The organism is Roseibium algicola (assembly GCF_001999245.1).
GTDB lineage: Bacteria > Pseudomonadota > Alphaproteobacteria > Rhizobiales > Stappiaceae > Roseibium > Roseibium algicola.
In genome coordinates this window covers 442,649-463,306 of sequence record NZ_CP019630.1, presented here as the reverse complement: position 1 = coordinate 463,306, position 20,658 = coordinate 442,649, and the positions used below count along the sequence as shown (strand labels likewise).

Below are 20,658 nucleotides of genomic sequence, written 5' to 3'. Positions count from 1 at the left end.
CGTCATTGAGCGAGAGCCTGCATCCGCTCGTAGTGTTCCTGGGTATAGGGAACCTTGGATTCATCGGTCAGGATCGGCTCGACAGCAGCTTGGAAAGCAGCCTTGTCGACTTCGTTTATCTGGATGCCCTGATCAACGAACCACTGCACAAGGTCCTGTTCCGACTGATAGATCTCGTCCGCATTCTGCGCGGCGGCTTCCTTCAGAACTGCGTCCACGGTGGCCGCATCGTCCCCCAGCTGCCCCATCGCGTTTTCGGAAACGACGATGATCAGCGAATTGCCGATATGGCCGGTCAGATTGATGTTGGACTGGACCTCGTAGAACTTCTTGAACTTGATCGTCGGTAGAGGGTTTTCCTGGGCGTCGACAACGCCCTGCTGCAACGCCAGATACACTTCGGAAAAGGCGATCGGTGTCGGGTTGGCGCCAACCGCATTCGGGAACAGCACCATCAGCGGCGAATCCGGCACACGGATCTTCAGACCCTTCATGTCGTCCGGTTTGGTGATCGGGAACTTTGAAGTTACATGGCGATAGCCGTACCAGGTGATGGCCATCACCGTGTGACCGGTCGCTTCCCTGTAGCCATTGGAAAGGTCGCTGAAGAGGTCACTGTCCCGGTAGGCCTTCCAGTGATCATAGTTCTTCAGCATGAAGGGATAGTCGGAAATGGCGATCGGACCGTAATCGCGTTCGGCGAAGTTGGGTCCGGTATAGATCATGTCGACGGACCCGATGGTCAGGCCTTCGTTGATCTCTGCTTCCTTGCCAAGTGACGAGGCCGGGTAGACCGAGATGGTCACGCGGCCATCCGTTTTTTCCTTGATCTGGTCTGCGGCCCACAGCGCCCATTTGTGGTAGCTGGATCCTTCCTCATAGACATGCGCCCATTTCAGATCCGCGGCCCAGGACTGCCCAGCCAGGGCAAGTGTCATCGCGGCGGCCAGAAGGCCGCGCTTCATTGTTCTTCCAATCATGTCTGTCCTCCCGTCGGCCGGGGTCGAGCTCCTCCACTCAATCGGCCTATCTTGTATAACTGGTATACAAGTTATTTTACGTATATGACATATTGTAAGAATGCAAACGAATTCGGCTGGTCATCCCTTTGCTGGATTGCTAGTAAACCGGAAAAGAGGGGGAGAAACTGTAGGGATTCGAAGCAGATAGGCTCAGATCAGCTGCATCTTCGAACCTCTTGGTTTCAGGAAAGACGATGGCCGTATCACTGGATGAAACGCCTTCTGCCGGAGGCAAGACGCGCAAGCCGAGAGCGAAAAATGCACCCCCACGCGGTGCAGCTTCCGGGACCGCCAGACGGGCGGCCCGCAATTCGGAAATCGTCTACCAGGACCTGCGCAACGCGATCATAAATGTCACGCTGCCACCCGGTTCGCCGCTGGCGGAAAAAGACCTGACCGAAAAATACGGCATCAGCCGAACGCCGGTTCGCGAGGCGATCTTGCGGCTGGCGGAAGAGAACCTTGTCGACGTTTTCCCGAAGTCCGGCACCTTCGTTGCCAGGATTCCCGTTTCCGAATTGCGCGAGGCCATCGTCGCGAGGAAAGCGTTGGAGGAAGTCTGCGTTCGCGAAGCCACGATGAAGGCGAGCAAGAGCCAGTTGATGGGGCTGCGGGCGATAGTCCAGCGCGAGCAGGAGCTGGCCGACAAAGGCGACGAACAGGCCTTCCACGAGGCGGACAATGCCTTTCATTCCGGTATCGCCGCAGCCAGCGGTTACCCGGGCATCTGGAACATGATCGAGAAGATCAGGCTGCAGGTGGAGCGCTACCGCAGGCTGACGCTGCCGCAGGAAGGCCGGATGCAACTGATCGTCGGCGAACATGCCGCTGTTCTGGAAGCGATCGAAAAGGGCGATGCAGATGCTGCGGTTGCCAATATGAACAACCACCTCAACAAGCTTCAGATCGATATCGGCACCTTTCAGGATCTGTGGCCCGACTATTTCCTGTTCGACAAGGATTAGGCCTGACCGTTTGTGGCTCTGCCCTGATCGGAAAAGGCGGGCAGTTGGGGCAGGTGGTAACGAGGTGGCGTGAGCCGGCGCGACTGTTGCGCTTCAGGAAGAGCGAGTTTTTGGGGCTGCACTGTGGAAGACGCAGCGGCACAGGCGGCATCCGCCATTTCTTTTTCAATCGCAACCATTCAAGTGCGCTGTTGCCCGGGTCGGTTTCGGAAAACGGGTCTGGGTGTGGAGGCCTGTTTCAAGCGGCTGGTTCTGATTTCTTTTAGAAAACAGATTGTTATGCCTGATCTCTGAAGCGGGACCTCGACTGAACAGCTCCCGCGACCGTGCAGGACAGGACTGTGCAGAAACCAGCTCGCAAGAGGGCCAAAGCATTTGTTCCGGCTGGAGTAATGCCAGTTCTTTACAAGACAACACCGGACAGGCGGAAATCCGCCGGATTTCGGCATTTGCTGAACGTGGCGAAACAATACCTCTGAGCCTGAAAGGCTGAAAAAACAAATCCAATATAATACCAATAAGCTGCGTGAATGGGCGATTCGGCCGGTGAAAAATGATTTTCACGATTTCAAACTAATAGGTCGACAAGTGGTATCAAATAGGTATTATATGAAATGAGCAGGAGAGCTGATGCTCTCCGGCGCATATTGTTCTGTATCTGGCGGTAAAACAAAAACGCGAATGGCAACGGAAGGTCCCATTAGGGCCGGCCGCGCCGGGAAGCGGGACGGGCTCCAACGCCGTGAGCGGACAATTTTGAACGTCCAGCAATGGATGGAACTTTTCGGAGGTGTCTTATGAAACGCAATATTCTAGCTCTGGCGATGGCCAGCACTGCGCTCTTTACGTCGACGGCTTTTGCTGAAGATGTCACGCTGACGATCGAAAGCTGGCGCAACGACGATCTGGCGCTGTGGCAGGAAAAGATCATTCCGGCTTTTGAAGCCTCGCATCCGGGCATCAAGGTGAAATTCACCCCGTCCGCACCGACAGAATACAATGCCGTACTGAACTCCAAGCTTGATGCCGGTTCCGCGGGTGACCTGATCACCTGCCGTCCGTTCGACGCCTCGCTGGCGCTTTATGATGCCGGACACCTGGCGGACTTGTCCGACATGGACGCCATGAACAACTTCTCAGACGTTGCCAAGGCCGCCTGGCAGACGGACGACGGTTCGGCAAGTTTCTGTGTGCCGATGGCTGCCGTGATCCACGGCTTCATCTACAACAAGGATGCTTTCAACGAACTGGGCATCGAAGTCCCGACGACCGAGGAAGAGTTCTTCGCCGCTCTCGACAAGATCAAGGAAGACGGCACCTATATCCCGATGGCCATGGGCACCAATGACCAGTGGGAAGCGGCCACCATGGGCTACAACAACATCGGTCCGAACTACTGGAAGGGTGAGGAAGGCCGCAAGGCTCTGATCGCCGGCGAGCAGAAGCTCACCGACGAGCAGTGGGTTGCCCCTTACGCCACGCTGGCAAAGTGGGCACCTTACCTGGGCGATGGCTATGAGGCCCAGACCTATCCGGACAGCCAGAACATTTTCACGCTTGGCCGTGCAGCGGTCTATCCGGCCGGCAGCTGGGAAATTTCGGGCTTCAACACACAGGCCGATTTTGAAATGGGCGCTTTCAAGCCGCCGCTCCGCAACGCTGGCGACAAGTGCTACATCTCCGATCATACCGACATTGGCATCGGCATGAACGCCAAGACCGAGCATCCCGAACAGGCCAAGGAATTCCTGGCTTGGGTGGCGTCTCCTGAATTCGCTACCATCTTCGGCAACGCTCTGCCGGGCTTCTTCCCGCTGTCCAAGACGCCGGTTGAACTGGAAGATCCGCTTGCGAAGGAATTCGCCAGCTGGCGCGGCGAGTGCGAAAGCACCATCAGGTCCACCTACCAGATCCTTTCCCGTGGCACGCCGAACCTGGAAAACGAAACCTGGGGCGCATCTGCTGCCGCTATCAAGGGTACGGAAACGCCTGAAGCACTCGGCAAGAAGCTGCAAGACGGTCTGGCGAGCTGGTACGAGCCGCAGAAGTAATCTGCACGAATGACAAACGGTTCCCTGGCGGTGTTCGCATCGTCCGGGAACTCTAGACCTGGACAGGCCTCTGTCTGCCCAAGGGAAGTTTGTGTCCCGGGCAAGCCTCTGCCTGCCCAAGGAAAGTCTATATCCCGGGCAGGCTACTGCCTGCCCCAGGGACGTCTATATCCCGGGCAGGCTACTGCCTGCCCGGGGCATTTGACCGGAGCTTTTTATGAGCAGGCCTCGCTTCCGCTGGCATATCGTCGTGTTCCTGGCCCCAGCGGTCCTTGTTTACACGGCCGTGATGATCTTTCCCCTCTTCAACACGCTTCGTCTTGCCCTCTACAGCAAGATTGACCAGGAGCGCGTCTTCGTGGGGCTGCAGAATTTCACCACGCTTCTTGGCGATCCGCTCTGGTCGGATCAGTTCTGGAACGCGTTGGGGAACAATTTCTGGTTCTTCATCATTCATATGCTGGTTCAGAACCCGATCGGCATCGCCCTGGCGGCCATCCTCAGCCATCCGCGACTACGGTTTGCGGCCTTCTACCGCTCGGCGATCTTCATTCCCACAATTCTGTCCTTCGTGATTGTCGGTTTCGCCTGGAAGCTGATCCTGTCGCCGATCTGGGGCATCGCTCCGTCCATGCTGGATGCCGTCGGTCTGAAGTTCCTGTTCGCGCCCTGGCTCGGCAAGGAAGAGTACGCACTGACCACGTTGTCGCTCATTTCGGTCTGGCAGTTCGTGGGCATCCCGATGATGCTCATCTATGCCGCGCTGCTGTCCATTCCCGAAGAGATACTGGAAGCTGGCGAAATTGACGGCATCACCGGCATGTCGGCCTTCTGGAAGATCAAGCTGCCGCTGATCCTGCCGTCCATCGGCATCATCTCGATCCTGACCTTCGTCGGCAATTTCAACGCCTTCGACCTGATCTACACGGCACAGGGGGCGCTGGCCGGGCCGGACTTCTCGACCGATATTCTCGGCACCTTCATGTACCGCACGTTCTTCGGATTCCAGCTTCAGCTGGGCGATCCCTACATGGGCTCGGCAATCGCAAGCGCCATGTTCGCGATCATCCTGATCGGCGTCTGTCTCTACCTCTTCGGCATCCAGACCCGGATGCGCAGATATCAGCTGTAAGGGAGGTCGTCACATGAACAAGGCGCGTACCAACCCGCTCAACACCGCCGCCATGCACGGCGCCCTGATCCTCTATACGCTGATCGCGCTGTTCCCGGTCTTCGTGATCCTGGTCAACAGCTTCAAGACCCGCAAGGCGATCTTCAGGGAACCGCTGGCGCTGCCGGATGCCGAAAGCTTCTCGATGATCGGCTACCAGACGGTCATGAAGCAGGGGGATTTTTTCCTCTACTTCCAGAACTCCATGATCGTCACTGTGGTGTCCTTGACCTTCATCCTGCTGTTCGGGGCAATGGCGGCCTTTGCCCTGAGCGAATACCGCTTCAAGGGCAACATGCTGATGGGCCTTTATCTGGCACTCGGTATCATGATCCCAATCCGGATCGGCACCGTGGCCATTCTGGAAATGATGGTTGCCACCGGTCTGGTCAACTCGCTGATGGCGCTGATCCTGGTCTATACGGCGCAGGGGCTGCCGCTGGCTGTCTTTATCCTGAGCGAATTCATGCGGCAGGTGTCAGACGATCTGAAGAACGCCGGACGTATCGACGGGCTCTCGGAATACACGATCTTCTTCCGCCTTGTGCTGCCGCTCGTGCGCCCGGCAATGGCGACAGTTGCCGTTTTCAACATGATCCCGATCTGGAATGATCTGTGGTTCCCGCTGATCCTGGCGCCTGCTGAAGAAACCAAGACCCTGACCCTTGGCAGTCAGGTGTTCATCGGCCAGTTCGTTACCGACTGGAACGCGGTCCTGTCCGCGCTTTCGATGGCGATCCTGCCGGTGCTCGTTCTTTACGTCATCTTCTCACGCCAGCTCATTCGCGGCATTACCTCGGGAGCTGTCAAATGATCCGGGTTCTGATCGTCGGCCTTGGCAACATGGGACTTTCCCACGCCCTGGCTCACCACAAGCATGCGGACGCCGAGATCGTCGGTCTCGTCAACCGTTCCGGCCGGGTGACCCATCCGGATCTTGCTGGGTATCCGGTGTTCACGGATTACGCGCAGGCACTGGACACGACCAGACCGGACCTGGTGGTGATCTCCACCTATTCCGATACCCATGCGGATTATGCGGTTGCGGCGATGCAGGCAGGCGCTCATGTATTTGTCGAAAAACCGCTGGCGACAACCGTGGCCGATGCAAAGCGGGTGGTCGCTTGCGCCGGGGAAACCGGACGCAAACTCGCGGTCGGCTATATCCTGCGGCATCATCCGTCCTGGGTACGGCTGATTGAGGAGGCGCGGGGGCTCGGCGGACCATATGTCTTCCGCATGAACCTCAATCAGCAGAGCTCGGGAGCGGAGTGGGAAACCCACAAGGCCCTGATGCAGACGACTGCTCCCATCGTCGATTGCGGTGTGCATTATGTCGATGTCTGGTGCCAGATTACCGACGCCGAACCCGTGAAGGTGCACGGCATGGGGCTGCGGCTTTCCGACGAAATCGGCCCGGACATGTACAACTATGGCCAGTTTCAGGTCTTCTTCGACGATGGCTCGGTCGGCTGGTACGAAGCCGGGTGGGGGCCGATGATGTCCGAGACCGCCTTCTTCGTGAAGGATGTCGTTTCGCCCGCAGGCTCCGTTTCGATAGTCGAGGACGACAAGGGCGCATCGGCCGATGTTGACGGCCACACCAGGGTCGGCGGGCTTCTGGTCCATCGCCCGGAAGGTGACCGGCGCATCGATCTGCCGGGTGAACCCGGCCATCAGGAACTTTGCGACGCCGAGCAGGCTTTCATGCTTCGTGCGATTTCGGAAAACATCGATCTCAACCGGCACATGCTGGATGCCGTCCGGTCGCTGGCAATTTGCCTTGCCGCCGACGAAAGCATCCGCACCGGTCACTCAGTCATGCTAAAGGAGCTAACGCCATGACGGCGCTAACCCTGACCAACGTCAACAAGTCGTTCGGCAACGTCCATGTCCTGAGGGACATCAATCTCGAAGTGGAAGACGGCGAATTTGTCGTCTTCGTCGGACCGTCAGGGTGTGGCAAGTCCACCTTGTTGCGGGTGATTGCAGGTCTTGAAGACGTCTCCTCCGGCGAGGTCAGCATCGGCGGGGAGATCGTGAACACGACGCCGCCGTCCAAACGCGGCATTGCCATGGTGTTCCAGAGCTATGCGCTTTATCCGCATTTGAACGTGCGCAACAACATGACATTGGCGCTCAAGCAGGAAAAGCAGAGCAAGCAGGTGATCGACCAGCGCGTTGCCGAGGCGACCCGCATGCTGAATCTGGAGGACTATCTCGACCGCTATCCTTCGGAACTCTCCGGTGGCCAGCGCCAGCGTGTCGCGATCGGCCGGGCCATCGTGCGTCATCCGAAACTGTTCCTGTTCGACGAGCCGCTGTCGAACCTTGATGCAGCGCTGCGCATGAACACAAGGCTGGAGATCGCCAACCTTCACCAGCAGCTCAAGACCTCGATGATCTATGTGACACATGACCAGTCCGAAGCCATGACGCTGGCCGACAAGATCGTGGTTCTGCGCGCTGGCCGCGTCGAGCAGATCGGCAGCCCGATGGAGCTTTACAACAATCCGGTCAACCAGTTCGTGGCAGGGTTCCTCGGTTCGCCGGCCATGAATTTCATGCCCGCAAGCCTGGTCAATGAAGGCGATGCCCGCACGTTGGGAGTGCGCCCGGAAGACCTGTTTCTCAGCGACCAGGGGCAACTGAAAGCGTCTGTGCAGCATGTGGAACAGCTCGGCGGCGACACCAACGTGATCGCGAAGGTGCAAGGCCAGCAGATCACTGCACGGCTCTTCGGCCAGCACGAGATCAAGCCGGGTGCTGAGTTGAGCTTCGGCATCGCGGAAGGCAAGTCGTTCTATTTCGACAAGGACGGCGCCCGGCTTCGCGGATAGGGCACTTCTTTTAGAAACAACACAAAGGCCACCTGGTGATATTCAGGTGGCCTTTGTTTTTTGGGGCCGTCATTCCGGACAAGTAAGGCGAAGCCGAACGCCGATCCGGAATCCAGAGATACTCGTGCCGGAGGCACACCGAACCGGAATTGAAAGAGCAACGGTGTTCGCGGCGCTTACGCTGATATCTGGGGTCTGGATCGGCGCGCAACTTGTGTTGCGCTTGTCCGGAATGACGGTGGAGGAGGCGTGGCTCTGCCATCAAAAAAGCCGCCCCGGTCTCCCGGGACGGCTTCTCGATATCTCGTCACTCAGACTTAGTCGATCTGGGTCAGCAGCTTGTCGAGGCTGGCCTTGGCGTCGCCGTAGAACATCCGGGTGTTCTCCTTGTAGAACAGCGGGTTCTCGATGCCGGAGTAACCGGTGCCCTGGCCGCGCTTGGAAACGAAGACCTGCTTCGCTTTCCAGACTTCCAGAACCGGCATGCCGGCGATAGGCGAGTTCGGGTCTTCCTGGGCAGCCGGATTGACGATGTCGTTGGAACCAATGACGATCACGACATCCGTTGACGGGAAGTCCTCGTTGATCTCGTCCATTTCCAGAACGATGTCATACGGCACCTTGGCTTCGGCCAGGAGCACGTTCATGTGGCCGGGAAGGCGGCCTGCGACCGGGTGGATCGCGAAGCGCACTTCCTTGCCCTTGGAGCGCAGGCGCTTGGTCAGTTCGCTGACCGATTGCTGTGCCTGGGCAACTGCCATGCCATAGCCCGGAACGATGATGACGCTGTCGGCATCTTCAAGCGCCGCAACAACACCATCACTGTCGATGGCGATCTGTTCGCCTTCCACTTCCATGGCCGGACCGGTGGTGTTGCCGAAGCCGCCGAGGATAACGGAGACGAACGAGCGGTTCATCGCCTTGCACATGATGTAGGACAGGATCGCACCGGAAGACCCGACGAGCGCGCCAACGACGATCAGCAGATCGTTGCCGAGCGAGAAGCCGATGGCGGCCGCGGCCCAGCCCGAATAGGAGTTCAGCATCGACACCACAACGGGCATGTCGGCGCCGCCGATGCCCATGATCAGGTGGTAACCGATGAAGAACGCCAGCAGCGTCATCAGTACCAGCGTCCAGATGCCGGCCCCGTTCAGGAACATCAGCAACAAGATGACGCTGAGTGCGGCCGCACCTGCGTTCAGCATGTGGCCACCAGGCAGTTTTTCCGCCTTGGAGGTCAGCTTGCCGGCCAGCTTGCCGAAAGCGACGACAGAGCCGGTGAAGGTGACAGCACCGATGAAGACGCCAAGGAACACTTCAACCTTCAGGATCGACTGTTCGATCGGGGTCTTGTGCGCCAGGATAGCGGCGAAGCCCTCAAGCGCATTGCGCTCTTCCTCGCCCATCGCCAGCACGTTGCCGAGCTCGATATAGGCATTGTAGCCGACGAAGACGGCGGCCAGACCCACGAGCGAGTGCATGGCGGCGACCAGCTGGGGCATTTCGGTCATCTGGACGCGCTGCGCCACGAAATAACCGATGATGCCGCCGGCAGCGATCAGGATGAGAGACAGGAGCCACAGGCCGGAGCCCGGACCGATCAGGGTGGCAACAACGGCCAGTCCCATGCCGGCGATACCGTACCAGATGGCGCGCTTGGCGCTTTCCTGGCCGGAAAGGCCTCCCAGAGACAGGATGAACAGAACAGCCGCAACAACGTAAACGGCGGTCGTGAAACCGAATTCCATCTGCCGGCCTCCTTAGGATTTCTGGAACATGGCGAGCATGCGCCGGGTGACGAGGAAACCGCCGAAGATGTTGATCCCGGCCATGAAGACGGACAGGCCTGCCAGCAGGATGACCAGGAACGATCCGGATCCGATCTGCATCAGCGCGCCGAGAATGATGATCGACGAAATGGCGTTGGTGACAGCCATCAGCGGCGTGTGCAGCGAGTGACTGACGTTCCAGATCACCTGGAAACCGACGAATACCGAGAGCACGAAAACGATGAAATGCTGCATGAAGCTGGCCGGGGCGATGAGGCCCACCAGCAGCAGAAGCAGGCCACCAACCGCCAGCAGGGTCACCTGCTGCTTGGTCTGCGCCTTGAAGGCGGCAGTTTCCTGCGCACGCTTTTCTTCCGCCGTCAGTTCCTTCGGCTTTTCCTTCGATTTCGCCGCGATTGCCTGCACCTTGGGCGGCGGCGGCGGGAAGGTGATCTCGCCTTCATGGGTCACGGTCGCGCCACGGATGACGTCGTCTTCCATGTTGTGAACGATCTGACCATCCTTCTCGGGCGTCAGGTCGGTCAGCATATGGCGGATGTTGGTGGCATAAAGCGTGGACGATTGAGCGGCCATGCGCGAGGGGAAGTCGGTATAGCCGATGATCGTGACACCATTCTCGGTGACGACCTTCTCGTCCTTGACCGTTCCTTCCGCGTTGCCGCCGCGTTCGGCGGCAAGATCGACGATAACCGAGCCCGGCTTCATGGCCTTGACCATGTCTTCCAGCCACAGCTTCGGTGCGTCCCTGTTCGGGATCAGAGCCGTGGTGATGACAATGTCCATCTCCGGAGCCAGTTCCCGGAATTTTGCAAGCTGGGCTTCGCGGAACTCTGGCGAGGAAACGCTGGCATAACCGCCGGTCGCAGCGCCATCCTGCTGTTCTTCTTCAAAATCCAGATAAACGAATTCAGCGCCCATCGATTCGACCTGCTCGGCCACTTCCGGGCGCACGTCGAATGCATAGGTGATCGCGCCGAGCGACGTGGATGTGCCGATGGCCGCAAGACCCGCGACGCCTGCGCCCACGACCAGTACCTTCGCAGGCGGTACCTTGCCTGCAGCAGTGATCTGGCCGGTGAAGAAGCGGCCGAAATTGTTGCCCGCCTCGATAACGGCGCGATATCCGGCGATGTTGGCCATGGAGCTGAGAGCATCCATCTTCTGGGCACGCGAGATACGCGGCACCATCTCCATGGCAATGACGCTGGCGCCCGATTCCTTCGCCTTTTCCAGCCCGTCGGTGTTCCCACCCGGGTTGAAGAAGGAAATCAGGGTCTTGTCCTTTGTCAGATAGCCCAATTCCTTGTCATCGGGCTGCCGGACCTTGGTTACGATGTCCGATTTCTTCCAAAGACTTGCGGCAGTCTTGACGATTTCAACGCCGGCTTCTTCATAAGCCTGGTCGGAAAATCCGGCGGCGGTCCCGGCTCCGCTTTGCACAAGGCAGGAGAAGCCAAGCTTCTGCAGCTGCTTTGCGGATTCGGGTGTCATCGCCACACGGTTCTCCCCGGGGAAGGTTTCCTTTGGTGTGCCGATCTTTAGGGCTTCTGGCATACGTCTCTCCAGCAAGTGTCGAGGAATTGGCCTCAGGTAAGGGCAAGTTGGCCGGATTGGCTAACAAACTCCCCCCGTGCGTCCTGTCCCTCACAAACGTGCTGCGAATTTAGAAACGAAAATATTACTTATGACAAGGTGTCTTGCGATTGAATTTGGAGGGTATTACCGCACTGCACAGTGAGAGCAGGGCGATATAAATTTCACGGGATTTACAAAATAGGGGTATCGGAAACTGTGGGCGAGGGCATTCGGCAGTCGGAATACTCAAATAGGGCCCGGAATTAGTAAATTTTCCCGGCCCTATACACATATCAAGGCAATATGACCAAAGACTGGTCGTGCGTAAAACCCCGGCAGCGGTTCCTGGGGAAAGAGCCGCTGCCGGACGAAAATTTATTCTGCAGCAGGGTCCAGCGCGGCTTTTGCGTCCAGATCCGCGGCATCATGACGCTCCGGAAGCTGCTCGTGATCTTCTCCCCAGGTCCGGTTCACCTTGCGCCCGCGAACAACCGCCGGGCGGGCATCGATCTTCTGGGCCCAGGCCAGGAGATTCTTGTATTCGTGAACGGAGAGGAATTCCGCCGCATCATAGGCGCGGCCAAGAACCATTCCGCCATACCAGGGGAAGATCGCCATGTCGGCGATGGTGTAGTCGTCACCGGCGATGTAGGGGCGATCAGCCAGCGCCTTGTCGAGGACGTCAAGCTGGCGCTTGGCTTCCATTGCGAAGCGATCGATGGGGTATTGGTACTTTTCCGGCGCATAGGCGTAGAAATGGCCGAAGCCGCCGCCAAGATAAGGGGCGGATCCCATCTGCCAGAACAGCCAGTTCAGCGTTTCGGTGCGCTTTGCCGGATCCTTGGGCAGGAATTCACCGAATTTCTCGGCCAGATACAGCAGAATGGAACCGGATTCGAACACGCGCGTCGGGGTTTCGGTCGAGTGGTCGACAAGGGCCGGGATCTTGGAATTGGGATTGGCTTCCACGAAGCCACTGGAGAATTGATCGCCTTCGTTGATCTTGATCAGCCAGGCATCATATTCAGCGCCCTTGTGACCGAGTGCGAGCAACTCCTCGAGCATCACCGTCACCTTGACGCCGTTCGGGGTCGCCAGAGAATAAAGCTGAAGCGGATGCTTGCCGACAGGCCGGTCCTTTTCGTGGGTTGAACCGGAAATCGGCCGATTGATATTGGCGAACTGGCCGCCGCTCGGCTGTTCCCAGGTCCAGACTTTGGGCGGGGTGTAGGTCGGGTCACTCATGTGAAAGGGTCTCCGGAACGGGTCGGGCAGTAAAGGAAGGCGTGGATCGGAGCCAAGGTTGGTTCGATCCATCGCAATCTTACGATTAAATAGGCGGCAATGGCAGGATTGCCTAGGGGCGATTTTTATTCTGAGGCATACTATTGCGCAAAATCGAGCCTGGTTGAAACCTGGTCGCGATAAGTTTCCGTTTCGTGGTTTTCTGTTCTTTCTTATTCGTCAAAGTTAGGATGCGTTTTCGCCATCGACCCCTGATCGTATTTCAGGCATTGTACTAAAGTCGCATTTGGAAATGCCAATGGTCGGCACCGTGATCATTGGCGCGGCCCGGCTGCAAAATGCAGGACAAGGAGCATAGGAGACGAATTCGGGAGGTCGGTAACAACAAGAAAAGGAATGCGGACATCCCGTCTTGAATGTCATCACGTTTAGGGAGGACGACATGAATTTAAGGCCTGATCCGAGTTTTTATCCGACGCCGCGCATGGCTATGGAAGCGCCGGTTGAGAAGCTGGCTTTCACCTTGATGCTCAGTCCAGATTTCTCTCAACCCGATGGTCTGGCTGTCGTCAATGTCGATCCGCAAAGTCCTGACTACGGCAAGATCGTGCATACCGTCTTCATGCCGAACAAGGGAGACGAATTCCACCATTTCGGGTGGAACGCCTGTTCCTCGGCGCTGTCGCCACTGACAGGACACGCCTTTCTCGAGCGCCGTTACCTGATCATCCCGGGCATCCGGTCGTCGCGCATCTACGTCGTTGACGTGAAAGAGCCGCTTCAAGCGAAAATTCACAAGATCATCGAACCGGAAGAAGTCTTCGCCAAGACAGGCTATTCCCGTCCGCACACCATTCATTGCGGGCCGGAAGGCATCTATGTCTCGACCCTTGGGGGAGGCGGTGCGGACGGCACCGACGGGCCTCCGGGCATCTTTATCATGGACTGCGAGACCTTCGACATTCTCGGCCGGTATGAAATGGATCGTGGCATCCAGGACAAACACTATGATTTCTGGTGGAACCTGCCGCGCGACTACATGGTGTCGTCGGAGTGGGGACTGCCGCCACAGTTCGAGAACGGTCTCGTCGCGGAAGACCTTCTGTCCAACAAATACGGCCACAGCCTTCATTTCTGGGATCTGCGCGGGCGAAAGAACATCCAGACCATCGATCTGGGCGAAAACCACCAGATGGCGCTCGAGGTTCGCCCTGCCCACGATCCCGCCAAACAATACGGTTTCTGTGGTGTTGTCGTCGACACAACCAACCTGCAAGGGGCGATATTCACCTGGTGGCGCAAGGACGATGGCACGTTTGAAGCCAGGAAGACCATCACCATCGACCCGCAGCCGGCCGATCCCGCAGACCTGCCTGAAATGCTGAAGGGGTTTTCCGCTGTTCCACCGCTGGTGACCGACATCGACCTCAGTCTCGACGACAAATATCTCTATGTCGCATGCTGGGGCACCGGTGAAATGCATCAGTATGATGTCTCCGACCCAATGAACCCGACGCTCGCCGGCAAGGTCGAGATCGGCGGGATCGTGAAGAAGACGAAACACCCGAACGGCAAGGACTTCGGTTACGGACCGCAAATGGTCGAGATCAGCCGGGATGGTCAGCGCGTCTATTGGACCAACTCGCTCTATTCCACCTGGGACGAACAGTTCTATCCGGGCGAGCGCGGCGCCGCGATGGTGATGGCTCGTGTTGGAGCCGGTGGCGGACTGACGCTCGATCCGGATTTCTGGGTCGAATTCCCGGCGGGCTACAGGTCGCACCAGATCCGGCTTGAAGGCGGGGACTGCTCTACCGACAGTTTCTGCTTCCCGTCGGTCTAGGTTTTGGAAGAGGCAAGTTTGTCGGCTCTCTGGTGGGCCGTCATTGCGTCAGGTCTCTATCACGGCGTGAACCCGGGCATGGGTTGGCCGCTGGCGGTGTCTGCTGCCTTGATGGAACAACGCGCGTTGGCCCTGCCGCGTGCGTTGTTGCTGTTGGCGGTCGGGCATCTGGCGGCAATGCTGGTTATTCTCTTGCCTTTTTCGGCAATGATCACGCTGGTTTCCCTGGAACGGGAAATCCGCATTGGCGCCGCCTGTCTGGTGATCGGCATGGGGCTGTACCTGCTGATCGCTGATCGTCATCCGCGCTTTCTGGCCCGTATTTCACCGGCGAAGCTTGGCCTCTGGTCCTTTCTGGTGGCGATCGCTCATGGGGCAGGGCTCATGCTGGTGCCTATCTACCTGGGTATCTGCGCAATGGAGCAGGGGGCCGGCCACGCGGCGGCCGGTACTCTCATGGGGGCAGATTTGAGGATGGCGTTGCTCGTGGCCGCGGTCCACACGCTCGCCATGGCGCTTGCCGGTGGCCTGCTGGCCATCGGCGTCTATTTCTGGCTGGGCCTGCGGTTCCTGCAAAAGGCGTGGTTCAACCTGGACAGGGTCTGGGCAGCCAGCCTCGTTTTCGTCGGTTTGTTTGCCCTTGTCCTGGCGCTCCGGAGCTGAGCTGCTCATCAGGTCAGCAGATGTGCCTCGAACGGAAACCTGGACAGGGTCTCGATGCCGGTTTCGGTGATCAGGACCTGCTGCTCCAGCTTGACGCCTTCCTTGGCACCATCCTCGCCAATGTAGCTTTCGACACACAGTGTCATGCCCGGTTCCACGACACCGTCATAACCGGCGTCCGGAAAGTCGCCATGGTGATAGAGGTAGGGGTATTCGCCGGTCATGCCGCAGCCATGGGCAGACAGGTAGTAGCGGTTGGCATAGTAGCGGTCGGGGATGTTCCACGCCCGGTCGGCATATTCCCGGAAGCTCATTCCGGGCTTCAGAATGCCCATGTTGTAGTGAACCTGTTCGTAGGCGACCTTGTAAAGTTCGCGCTGGGTGTCCGTCGGCCGGTCCGGGCCGGAGTGGAAGGTGCGAGAAAAGTCGGCATAATAACCGTGGCAGCCGACAACATCCGTATCGAGGGCTATCAGCTCGTTCGCGCCGATGACGTTGTCAGATGTTTCCTGGAACCATGGATTGGTGCGCGCGCCAGCATTCAGCAGCCTCGTTTCGACATAGTCGCCGTTCTGCGCGATGATCGACTTGTGCAGCACTGACCAGAGTTCGGCTTCGGTAAGCCCCGGGCGAATTGCTTCACGCAGCTTGCCGACGCCTATTTCCGTCGCGCGCAACGAAGCAATCACGCATTTCATTTCTTCCGGCGATTTGATCGCGCGCGCCATCTCCACGGGTTGCTGCGCGTCGACCACGTTGAGCCCGGCTTCTTTCAGCGCGATGGCTGTTCCCGCATTAAGCCGTTCCAGCCCCACCGTGGCGTCCTTCAAGCCTGTCAGCTCATGAATGGTATCGGCCATCTCCGCCACCCAGGCGCGTTCGCGCTCTGCAATATGAGGACCGGCAGCGACGAAGCTCGCGGTTTTAGAGGGGCGGACCTCATCGACGGTTTCATAGCCCTCACCAAGATGAAGACAGCCGGTGAACTCGAAAAGAATGGAGCGGTTCTGGGTCAGCAGCAGGTAGCGCGACGGGGCATTGCGCATGGAAAAAACCTGCATGTTCCGCGTGCCGGTCGCATAGCGGATGTTGACCGGGTCGGAGAGAATTACCGCATCAACACCATATTCGGCCATCTTCTGCCGCACACGCTGCTGCCGGTATGTGCGCACGGCCACCAGATCGATCCCTTCCACCTCGGGTGCGCGGTCAAGCTGCGCCAGTCCCTGAAGGTCGCTGCGCTCCGCGTGCCAGTCCAGTTCCGCCATTTGTCATCGTCTCCAGTTCAACTGGATGGAATATCGGGCGAGCTTCGATTCTTTAAAAGACTGGAAAAAATCGGGTCATTGGATAACCTCCAGTAATGCAAGCCTATCGAAAATCACTCCCGCCGCTCGACACATTGGTCTTCTTTGAAGCCGCCATGCGTCATCTGAACTTTACAGAGGCTGCCGAAGAACTCTTCGTGACCCAGGCAGCCGTTTCCAAACGCATCCGGCAGCTGGAAGACTGGCTGGGCGTCGACCTGTTCGAGCGGTCCGGCCGCAGGCTTCAGCTAACGGAAGCAGGAACATATCTTGCCGAGAAGACCGGCATGACGCTGGATTATCTGACGCAGGCGCTGAGTGCGCTGAAAGTGCCGGAGAGGCCCGTCGTGCGGATTGCGTCTGTGACGGCACTTGCTGCCTTCTGGCTCCAGCCTAAGCTCAAGGAATTTGCACTGTCAGACGAAGCCTGCCTGTTCAATCTGGCAACAGCAGACGATCTGGGAGACCTGCTCAAACCAGAGCACGACCTTGTCATCCTGCACGGGGACGGCCGATTTCCGGGCTGGCAGTCGGAATTATTGTTTCCGGAGGTCCTGACACCTGTCGGCATGCCGGAAATTATTGACGCCCTGCGGTCAGGAGGTGGCGGTAAACAGCCGGCGCTTCTCAACTACCCGCGTCTTGCTCCGAACTGGATCGACTGGACTGGCTGGATCCAGCGGACAGGGAGATTGGATCTGAAAGATTGGCCTGTTCAGTCATGTGCAAGCTATAACCAGTCTATAGGGCGGGCCTTGAAGGGGCTCGGCATTGCGCTTGGCGCCTTGCCATTGTTGCGGGAAGAGATTTCTTCAGGAAGGCTCGTGCCGCTGGACGGCGCTACGCTCAAGACGGGAATGGGCTATTACATCGCCTGGCCAAACATGCGGCCGCTCGGCACGGAGGCCGAGCGACTGAAATCCGCGCTGCTGGAAGCCGGCTGAGGCGTCAGTTCCTCACCACATAGACCGAACATTTCGAGTGACGGACGACCCGAGCTGCGTTTGGTCCGAGCAGGAATTCGCTCAGATGCGGCTGGTGGGCGCCAATGACAATGAGGTCTGCCCCGGTCTTTTTCGCGACTTCCAGGATTTCCTCGTAAATGGAGCCGGTGGCGACCAGATGCCGGATTTCGCTGTTTCTTTCCGCCCCGAGGACGCTTGAGACCTTCTCGACCAGCTTTTTCTGGGTTTCCGCCACCATCTGACCCTGGAAGTTCTCGTCGAAATAGGAAGCGACAAGATTGATGCCGGCGCTCGGGACGACCGTGATTACATCGAGTTGGGCACCGTCCAGACGGGCGAGCTTGTCGGCCGTTTCCAGAACCTTGGTGTCGTCGACCTGCTGGACGTCAACGGCGCACAAGATGGATTTCGTCATGCCGCTACTCCTTCTTCACGGTTGGTCCGGCCTGCGCGGGCGCGCTGGAGCATGAAGACAAGGGCCAGAAGCAGAAGCCCCGGAATATAGATCAGCTCCTTCGGCAACTGATCCGCCTCGAGGCGAGCTTCTTTAACGACCACGGGTTCGTCGCCGTAGAAGTCGAACGTTCCCAGCTGTTCGAAGTAGGGCGTCCCCGGGAAGGGTTCCTCCAGCTTCAGAACACCGTCTTCTTCGAGGGTCGTCAGGCCAAGCGCCTGCAATCTGGCTTCGCCCCCGTCTTCGCTTCCGGGCGTGATCGCAATGCGCGTTTCCATCGTGTTGCCGGTGTCGAAGTCCGGACCACTCAGCACCAGACGGATCTCGCTGCCTGCAGGTGCATCGCCAACTGCCTGGACGAAACGGTCCGGCGAGACGATCTCGAACGGAGGCTGGATCCGGTTCATGAAGAAATCCGGACGGAACAGCACGAAGGCGATCAGCACAAGCGCGACGCTTTCATAGATCCTGTTCTTGGTCAGGAAATAGCCCATGGTGCCTGCGGTAAACACAAGGATGGCAATCGTCGCCATGATGAAGACGAGTATGCCCTGGGTCACCGTGACGTCGATCAGGAGAAGATCGGTGTTGAAGATGAAGACGAAGGGCAGGGCGACCGTCCGCAGAGAATAGAAGAATGCCGTGAACCCGGTCTTTATGGCATCGCCTCCTGACACCGCCGCCGCGGCAAAGGAGGCTAGACCCACGGGTGGCGTTACGTCCGCCATGATGCCGAAATAGAAGACGAACAGGTGCACGGCGATGAGCGGAACTATCAGTCCGGATTGCGCGCCAAGTTCGACCACGACCCCGGCCATCAGTGAAGACACCACGATGTAGTTGGCCGTTGTTGGCAAACCCATGCCAAGTATCAGCGACAGGACGCCAACGAAGACCAGCATCAGCACCAGATTGCCACCGGATACGAACTCGACGAGATCTGCCATCACCTGGCCGATGCCGGTCAGGGTGACTGTGCCGACGATGATGCCGGCTGTCGCAGTCGCAAGGCCGATGCCGATCATGTTGCGGGCACCGTCGATCATGCCGTGGACGAGGTCGTTGACGCCCTCCTTGAAGGCTTCGACCGTCTCGTTCTCGCCCCGGAAAATCGCTTTGATCGGACGCTGGGTCAAAAGGATCGCGAAGAGCAGAGCCGTTGCCCAGAAGGCTGAAAGGCCCGGTGACTTCTGCTCGATCATCAGGAAGTAGACGAGCACGACGATCGGGAGCAGGTAGTAGAGACCAGCCTTGTAGATCTGGGAAATATCCGGAAGCGTGATCTCCTTGGCATTGGGGTCGTCCGGATGAAGGTCATCGACGCTGGCAGCCAGTTTCAACAGAGCGATATAGGCAAGGAAAACCAGTAGCGCGAGGATCCACGACGCGCCTTCCGGTACCAGGGCGACAATCCAGCCGACCGGGTATTGCACCCCATAGCAAAGAGCGGCAAAGGCCGCGAAAAACACGAACATTCCGATGATCGTGCGCAGGGTTGAAACGGTCTTGTGCCCGATGGTTGGCATGTTCCGCTTAACGGCTTCAAGGTGCACGATATAGACCAGCGCGATGTAGGAAATCACGGCCGGCAGAAAGGCGTGAGTGATCACGTCGACATAGGAAATGCCGACATATTCGACCATCAGAAAGGCGGCGGCGCCCATCACCGGCGGCATGATCTGGCCGTTCACGGATGATGCGACCTCGACCGATCCCGCTTGTTCAGAGGTAAAGCCGACGCGCTTCATCAGCGGAATGGTGAATGTGCCCGTGGTAACGACGTTTGCGATGGACGAGCCGGAGATGAGGCCGGTGGCTGCAGAGCCGACAACGGCTGCCTTGGCCGGGCCACCTTTCAGGTGACCGAGCGCGCCGAAGGCCATCTTGATGAAGTAGTTGCCCGCGCCCGCCTTGTCCAGCAAGGCGCCAAAGAGCACGAACAGGAAGACGAACTTGGTGGAGACACCGAGCGCGATACCGAAGACACCCTCCGACGTGATCCACATGTGGCTCATCGCCTTTTGCAGCGAAGCGCCCTTCCAGCGGATGACCTCCGGGACCCATTCTGAGGAGCCGAAGAAGACGTAGAGCAGGAATACGGTTGCGACGATGGCCATGGCCGGGCCGAGTGCCCGGCGCGCGGCTTCAAACAGGACCACGATACCGGCAAGGGCGAACCACTTGTCGGTGTCGTCGGCCAGACCGCCGTTGGCAACGATCTTGTCGTAGAAGAAGAAGCCGTAAAGCGAAATGAAGGCGCCGAAAAACGCCAGGGCCCAGTCCTGGATCGGCACGCGGTGTCTCGGACTGCTCGACAGTGCGGGGTAGGCCATGAATGCCAGGAACATCGCAAACGCCAGATGCACCTGTCGGCTGTTGTTGATGATGTCCGACGGCAGGACGTAGTAGACGATGGGGGAGGCGAGCAGAACCTGGAAGCAGGACCAGATCAGGGCCACGGTGGCGATCATCATCCCGACGGATCCGGCAGGGTTCCTGGACCCGGAATCGGAGGAGGCGACGAGTTCCTGAAGTTCTTCTTCGGATAGTCCCTGTCGTTGGTCCCGTCCGTTCGGCTGGTTCTGTTCAGACATGAAGTTCCCCCGGTCTTCCGGCTGAAGCGCAACGTCGGCATTGCGCTCGGCTGGCACCCGACAGCCACGCAGCCCGTGGCATCTGTTAATTCATTCAATAAATGCCTTGGCCAAAGTGTCGTTCAATGGGCCGCAGCAGAGAAACGGGCCCGGACATGGTCCGGACCCGA

The 20,658-nt window shown here is 58.4% G+C and carries 16 protein-coding genes; 9 read left to right on the top strand and 7 right to left on the bottom strand.

Annotation, left to right across the window (positions count from 1 at the left end; translation table 11 throughout):
* Nucleotides 1-2 precede the first annotated feature (2 nt).
* Entirely contained in the window at nt 3-980 is a 978-nt protein-coding gene (locus B0E33_RS02260; RefSeq protein ID WP_077290308.1) for a sialic acid TRAP transporter substrate-binding protein SiaP, read from the bottom strand.
* A gap of 236 nt (nt 981-1,216) precedes the next feature.
* Here B0E33_RS02260 and B0E33_RS02255 point away from each other — a divergent pair, with 236 nt between their 5' ends.
* The 6 genes from B0E33_RS02255 (at nt 1,217) to B0E33_RS02230 (ending at nt 8,049) form a co-directional block, all read left to right on the top strand.
* The gene (locus B0E33_RS02255; protein WP_022997637.1) at nt 1,217-1,987 is read left to right on the top strand and encodes a GntR family transcriptional regulator; all 771 of its coding nucleotides are present in this window, start codon (nt 1,217-1,219) and stop codon (nt 1,985-1,987) included.
* A 797-nt stretch (nt 1,988-2,784) separates the two neighbouring features.
* The gene (locus B0E33_RS02250; protein WP_022997635.1) at nt 2,785-4,038 is read left to right on the top strand and encodes an ABC transporter substrate-binding protein; all 1,254 of its coding nucleotides are present in this window, start codon (nt 2,785-2,787) and stop codon (nt 4,036-4,038) included.
* Nucleotides 4,039-4,255: 217 nt separating this feature from the next.
* Nucleotides 4,256-5,170, top strand: coding sequence for a carbohydrate ABC transporter permease (locus tag B0E33_RS02245; protein WP_023000238.1), 915 nt, complete (start codon nt 4,256-4,258; stop codon nt 5,168-5,170).
* A gap of 13 nt (nt 5,171-5,183) precedes the next feature.
* Nucleotides 5,184-6,023, top strand: coding sequence for a carbohydrate ABC transporter permease (locus B0E33_RS02240; protein ID WP_023000237.1), 840 nt, complete (start codon nt 5,184-5,186; stop codon nt 6,021-6,023).
* Nucleotides 6,020-7,054 carry a Gfo/Idh/MocA family protein gene (locus B0E33_RS02235; protein WP_077290307.1) on the top strand — a complete coding sequence of 345 codons (1,035 nt, stop codon included), beginning with the start codon at nt 6,020-6,022 and terminating at the stop codon, nt 7,052-7,054. Before B0E33_RS02240 ends, B0E33_RS02235 begins: the two co-directional genes overlap by 4 nt.
* Nucleotides 7,051-8,049, top strand: a complete 999-nt coding sequence (locus B0E33_RS02230) for an ABC transporter ATP-binding protein (RefSeq protein ID WP_077290306.1) — start codon at nt 7,051-7,053, stop codon at nt 8,047-8,049. Before B0E33_RS02235 ends, B0E33_RS02230 begins: the two co-directional genes overlap by 4 nt.
* Nucleotides 8,050-8,366: 317 nt before the next feature.
* On the opposite strand, the gene B0E33_RS02225 is transcribed toward B0E33_RS02230, so the two are convergent.
* The 3 genes from B0E33_RS02225 to yghU all read right to left on the bottom strand — a co-directional run bounded on the left by B0E33_RS02225 (nt 8,367) and on the right by yghU (nt 12,662).
* On the bottom strand, nt 8,367-9,800 hold the full coding sequence (locus B0E33_RS02225; protein ID WP_077290305.1) for an NAD(P)(+) transhydrogenase (Re/Si-specific) subunit beta: 1,434 nt from the start codon (nt 9,798-9,800) through the stop codon (nt 8,367-8,369).
* A 12-nt stretch (nt 9,801-9,812) separates the two neighbouring features.
* The gene (locus B0E33_RS02220) at nt 9,813-11,396 is read right to left on the bottom strand and encodes a Re/Si-specific NAD(P)(+) transhydrogenase subunit alpha (protein ID WP_055659157.1); all 1,584 of its coding nucleotides are present in this window, start codon (nt 11,394-11,396) and stop codon (nt 9,813-9,815) included.
* Between the two features lie 396 nt (nt 11,397-11,792).
* Complete coding sequence (gene yghU / locus B0E33_RS02215; RefSeq protein WP_062489222.1) at nt 11,793-12,662, bottom strand: glutathione-dependent disulfide-bond oxidoreductase; 870 nt, start codon at nt 12,660-12,662, stop codon at nt 11,793-11,795.
* Between the two features lie 442 nt (nt 12,663-13,104).
* Between yghU and B0E33_RS02210 the strand changes: the two genes are divergently transcribed.
* Both B0E33_RS02210 and B0E33_RS02205 read left to right on the top strand, forming a co-directional pair.
* Nucleotides 13,105-14,505, top strand: coding sequence for a selenium-binding protein SBP56-related protein (locus tag B0E33_RS02210; protein WP_031269032.1), 1,401 nt, complete (start codon nt 13,105-13,107; stop codon nt 14,503-14,505).
* 78 nt (nt 14,506-14,583) lie between these two features.
* On the top strand, nt 14,584-15,168 hold the full coding sequence (locus B0E33_RS02205; RefSeq protein WP_228148100.1) for a hypothetical protein: 585 nt from the start codon (nt 14,584-14,586) through the stop codon (nt 15,166-15,168).
* 8 nt (nt 15,169-15,176) lie between these two features.
* Here B0E33_RS02205 and B0E33_RS02200 read toward each other — a convergent pair whose 3' ends face one another.
* On the bottom strand, nt 15,177-16,436 hold the full coding sequence (locus B0E33_RS02200; protein ID WP_077290303.1) for a M24 family metallopeptidase: 1,260 nt from the start codon (nt 16,434-16,436) through the stop codon (nt 15,177-15,179).
* 95 nt (nt 16,437-16,531) lie between these two features.
* On the opposite strand from B0E33_RS02200, the gene B0E33_RS02195 reads away from it, so the two are divergent.
* The gene (locus tag B0E33_RS02195) at nt 16,532-17,419 is read left to right on the top strand and encodes a LysR family transcriptional regulator (protein WP_077290302.1); all 888 of its coding nucleotides are present in this window, start codon (nt 16,532-16,534) and stop codon (nt 17,417-17,419) included.
* Nucleotides 17,420-17,423: 4 nt separating this feature from the next.
* Here the strand turns inward: B0E33_RS02195 and B0E33_RS02190 are convergent, their stop codons facing one another.
* A complete protein-coding gene (locus B0E33_RS02190; protein WP_023000227.1) occupies nt 17,424-17,855 on the bottom strand; it encodes a universal stress protein in 432 nt (143 codons plus the stop codon).
* The gene (locus B0E33_RS02185) at nt 17,852-20,488 is read right to left on the bottom strand and encodes a TRAP transporter permease (RefSeq protein WP_077290301.1); all 2,637 of its coding nucleotides are present in this window, start codon (nt 20,486-20,488) and stop codon (nt 17,852-17,854) included. Before B0E33_RS02185 ends, B0E33_RS02190 begins: the two co-directional genes overlap by 4 nt.
* Between the last annotated feature and the right edge of the window lie 170 nt (nt 20,489-20,658).

Bases quoted from the DNA above. Each gene is read 5' to 3' on its own strand.
- B0E33_RS02225 (WP_077290305.1), bottom strand. From the start codon at position 9,800: ATGGAATTCGGTTTCACGACCGCCGTTTACGTTGTTGCGGCTGTTCTG.
- B0E33_RS02230 (WP_077290306.1), top strand. From the start codon at position 7,051: ATGACGGCGCTAACCCTGACCAACGTCAACAAGTCGTTCGGCAACGTC.
- B0E33_RS02200 (WP_077290303.1), bottom strand. From the start codon at position 16,436: ATGGCGGAACTGGACTGGCACGCGGAGCGCAGCGACCTTCAGGGACTG.
- B0E33_RS02205 (WP_228148100.1), top strand. From the start codon at position 14,584: ATGGGTTGGCCGCTGGCGGTGTCTGCTGCCTTGATGGAACAACGCGCG.
- B0E33_RS02250 (WP_022997635.1), top strand. From the start codon at position 2,785: ATGAAACGCAATATTCTAGCTCTGGCGATGGCCAGCACTGCGCTCTTT.
- B0E33_RS02210 (WP_031269032.1), top strand. From the start codon at position 13,105: ATGAATTTAAGGCCTGATCCGAGTTTTTATCCGACGCCGCGCATGGCT.
- B0E33_RS02220 (WP_055659157.1), bottom strand. From the start codon at position 11,396: ATGCCAGAAGCCCTAAAGATCGGCACACCAAAGGAAACCTTCCCCGGG.
- B0E33_RS02195 (WP_077290302.1), top strand. From the start codon at position 16,532: ATGCAAGCCTATCGAAAATCACTCCCGCCGCTCGACACATTGGTCTTC.
- yghU (WP_062489222.1), bottom strand. From the start codon at position 12,662: ATGAGTGACCCGACCTACACCCCGCCCAAAGTCTGGACCTGGGAACAG.
- B0E33_RS02245 (WP_023000238.1), top strand. From the start codon at position 4,256: ATGAGCAGGCCTCGCTTCCGCTGGCATATCGTCGTGTTCCTGGCCCCA.
- B0E33_RS02235 (WP_077290307.1), top strand. From the start codon at position 6,020: ATGATCCGGGTTCTGATCGTCGGCCTTGGCAACATGGGACTTTCCCAC.
- B0E33_RS02255 (WP_022997637.1), top strand. From the start codon at position 1,217: ATGGCCGTATCACTGGATGAAACGCCTTCTGCCGGAGGCAAGACGCGC.
- B0E33_RS02260 (WP_077290308.1), bottom strand. From the start codon at position 980: ATGATTGGAAGAACAATGAAGCGCGGCCTTCTGGCCGCCGCGATGACA.
- B0E33_RS02240 (WP_023000237.1), top strand. From the start codon at position 5,184: ATGAACAAGGCGCGTACCAACCCGCTCAACACCGCCGCCATGCACGGC.
- B0E33_RS02185 (WP_077290301.1), bottom strand. From the start codon at position 20,488: ATGTCTGAACAGAACCAGCCGAACGGACGGGACCAACGACAGGGACTA.
- B0E33_RS02190 (WP_023000227.1), bottom strand. From the start codon at position 17,855: ATGACGAAATCCATCTTGTGCGCCGTTGACGTCCAGCAGGTCGACGAC.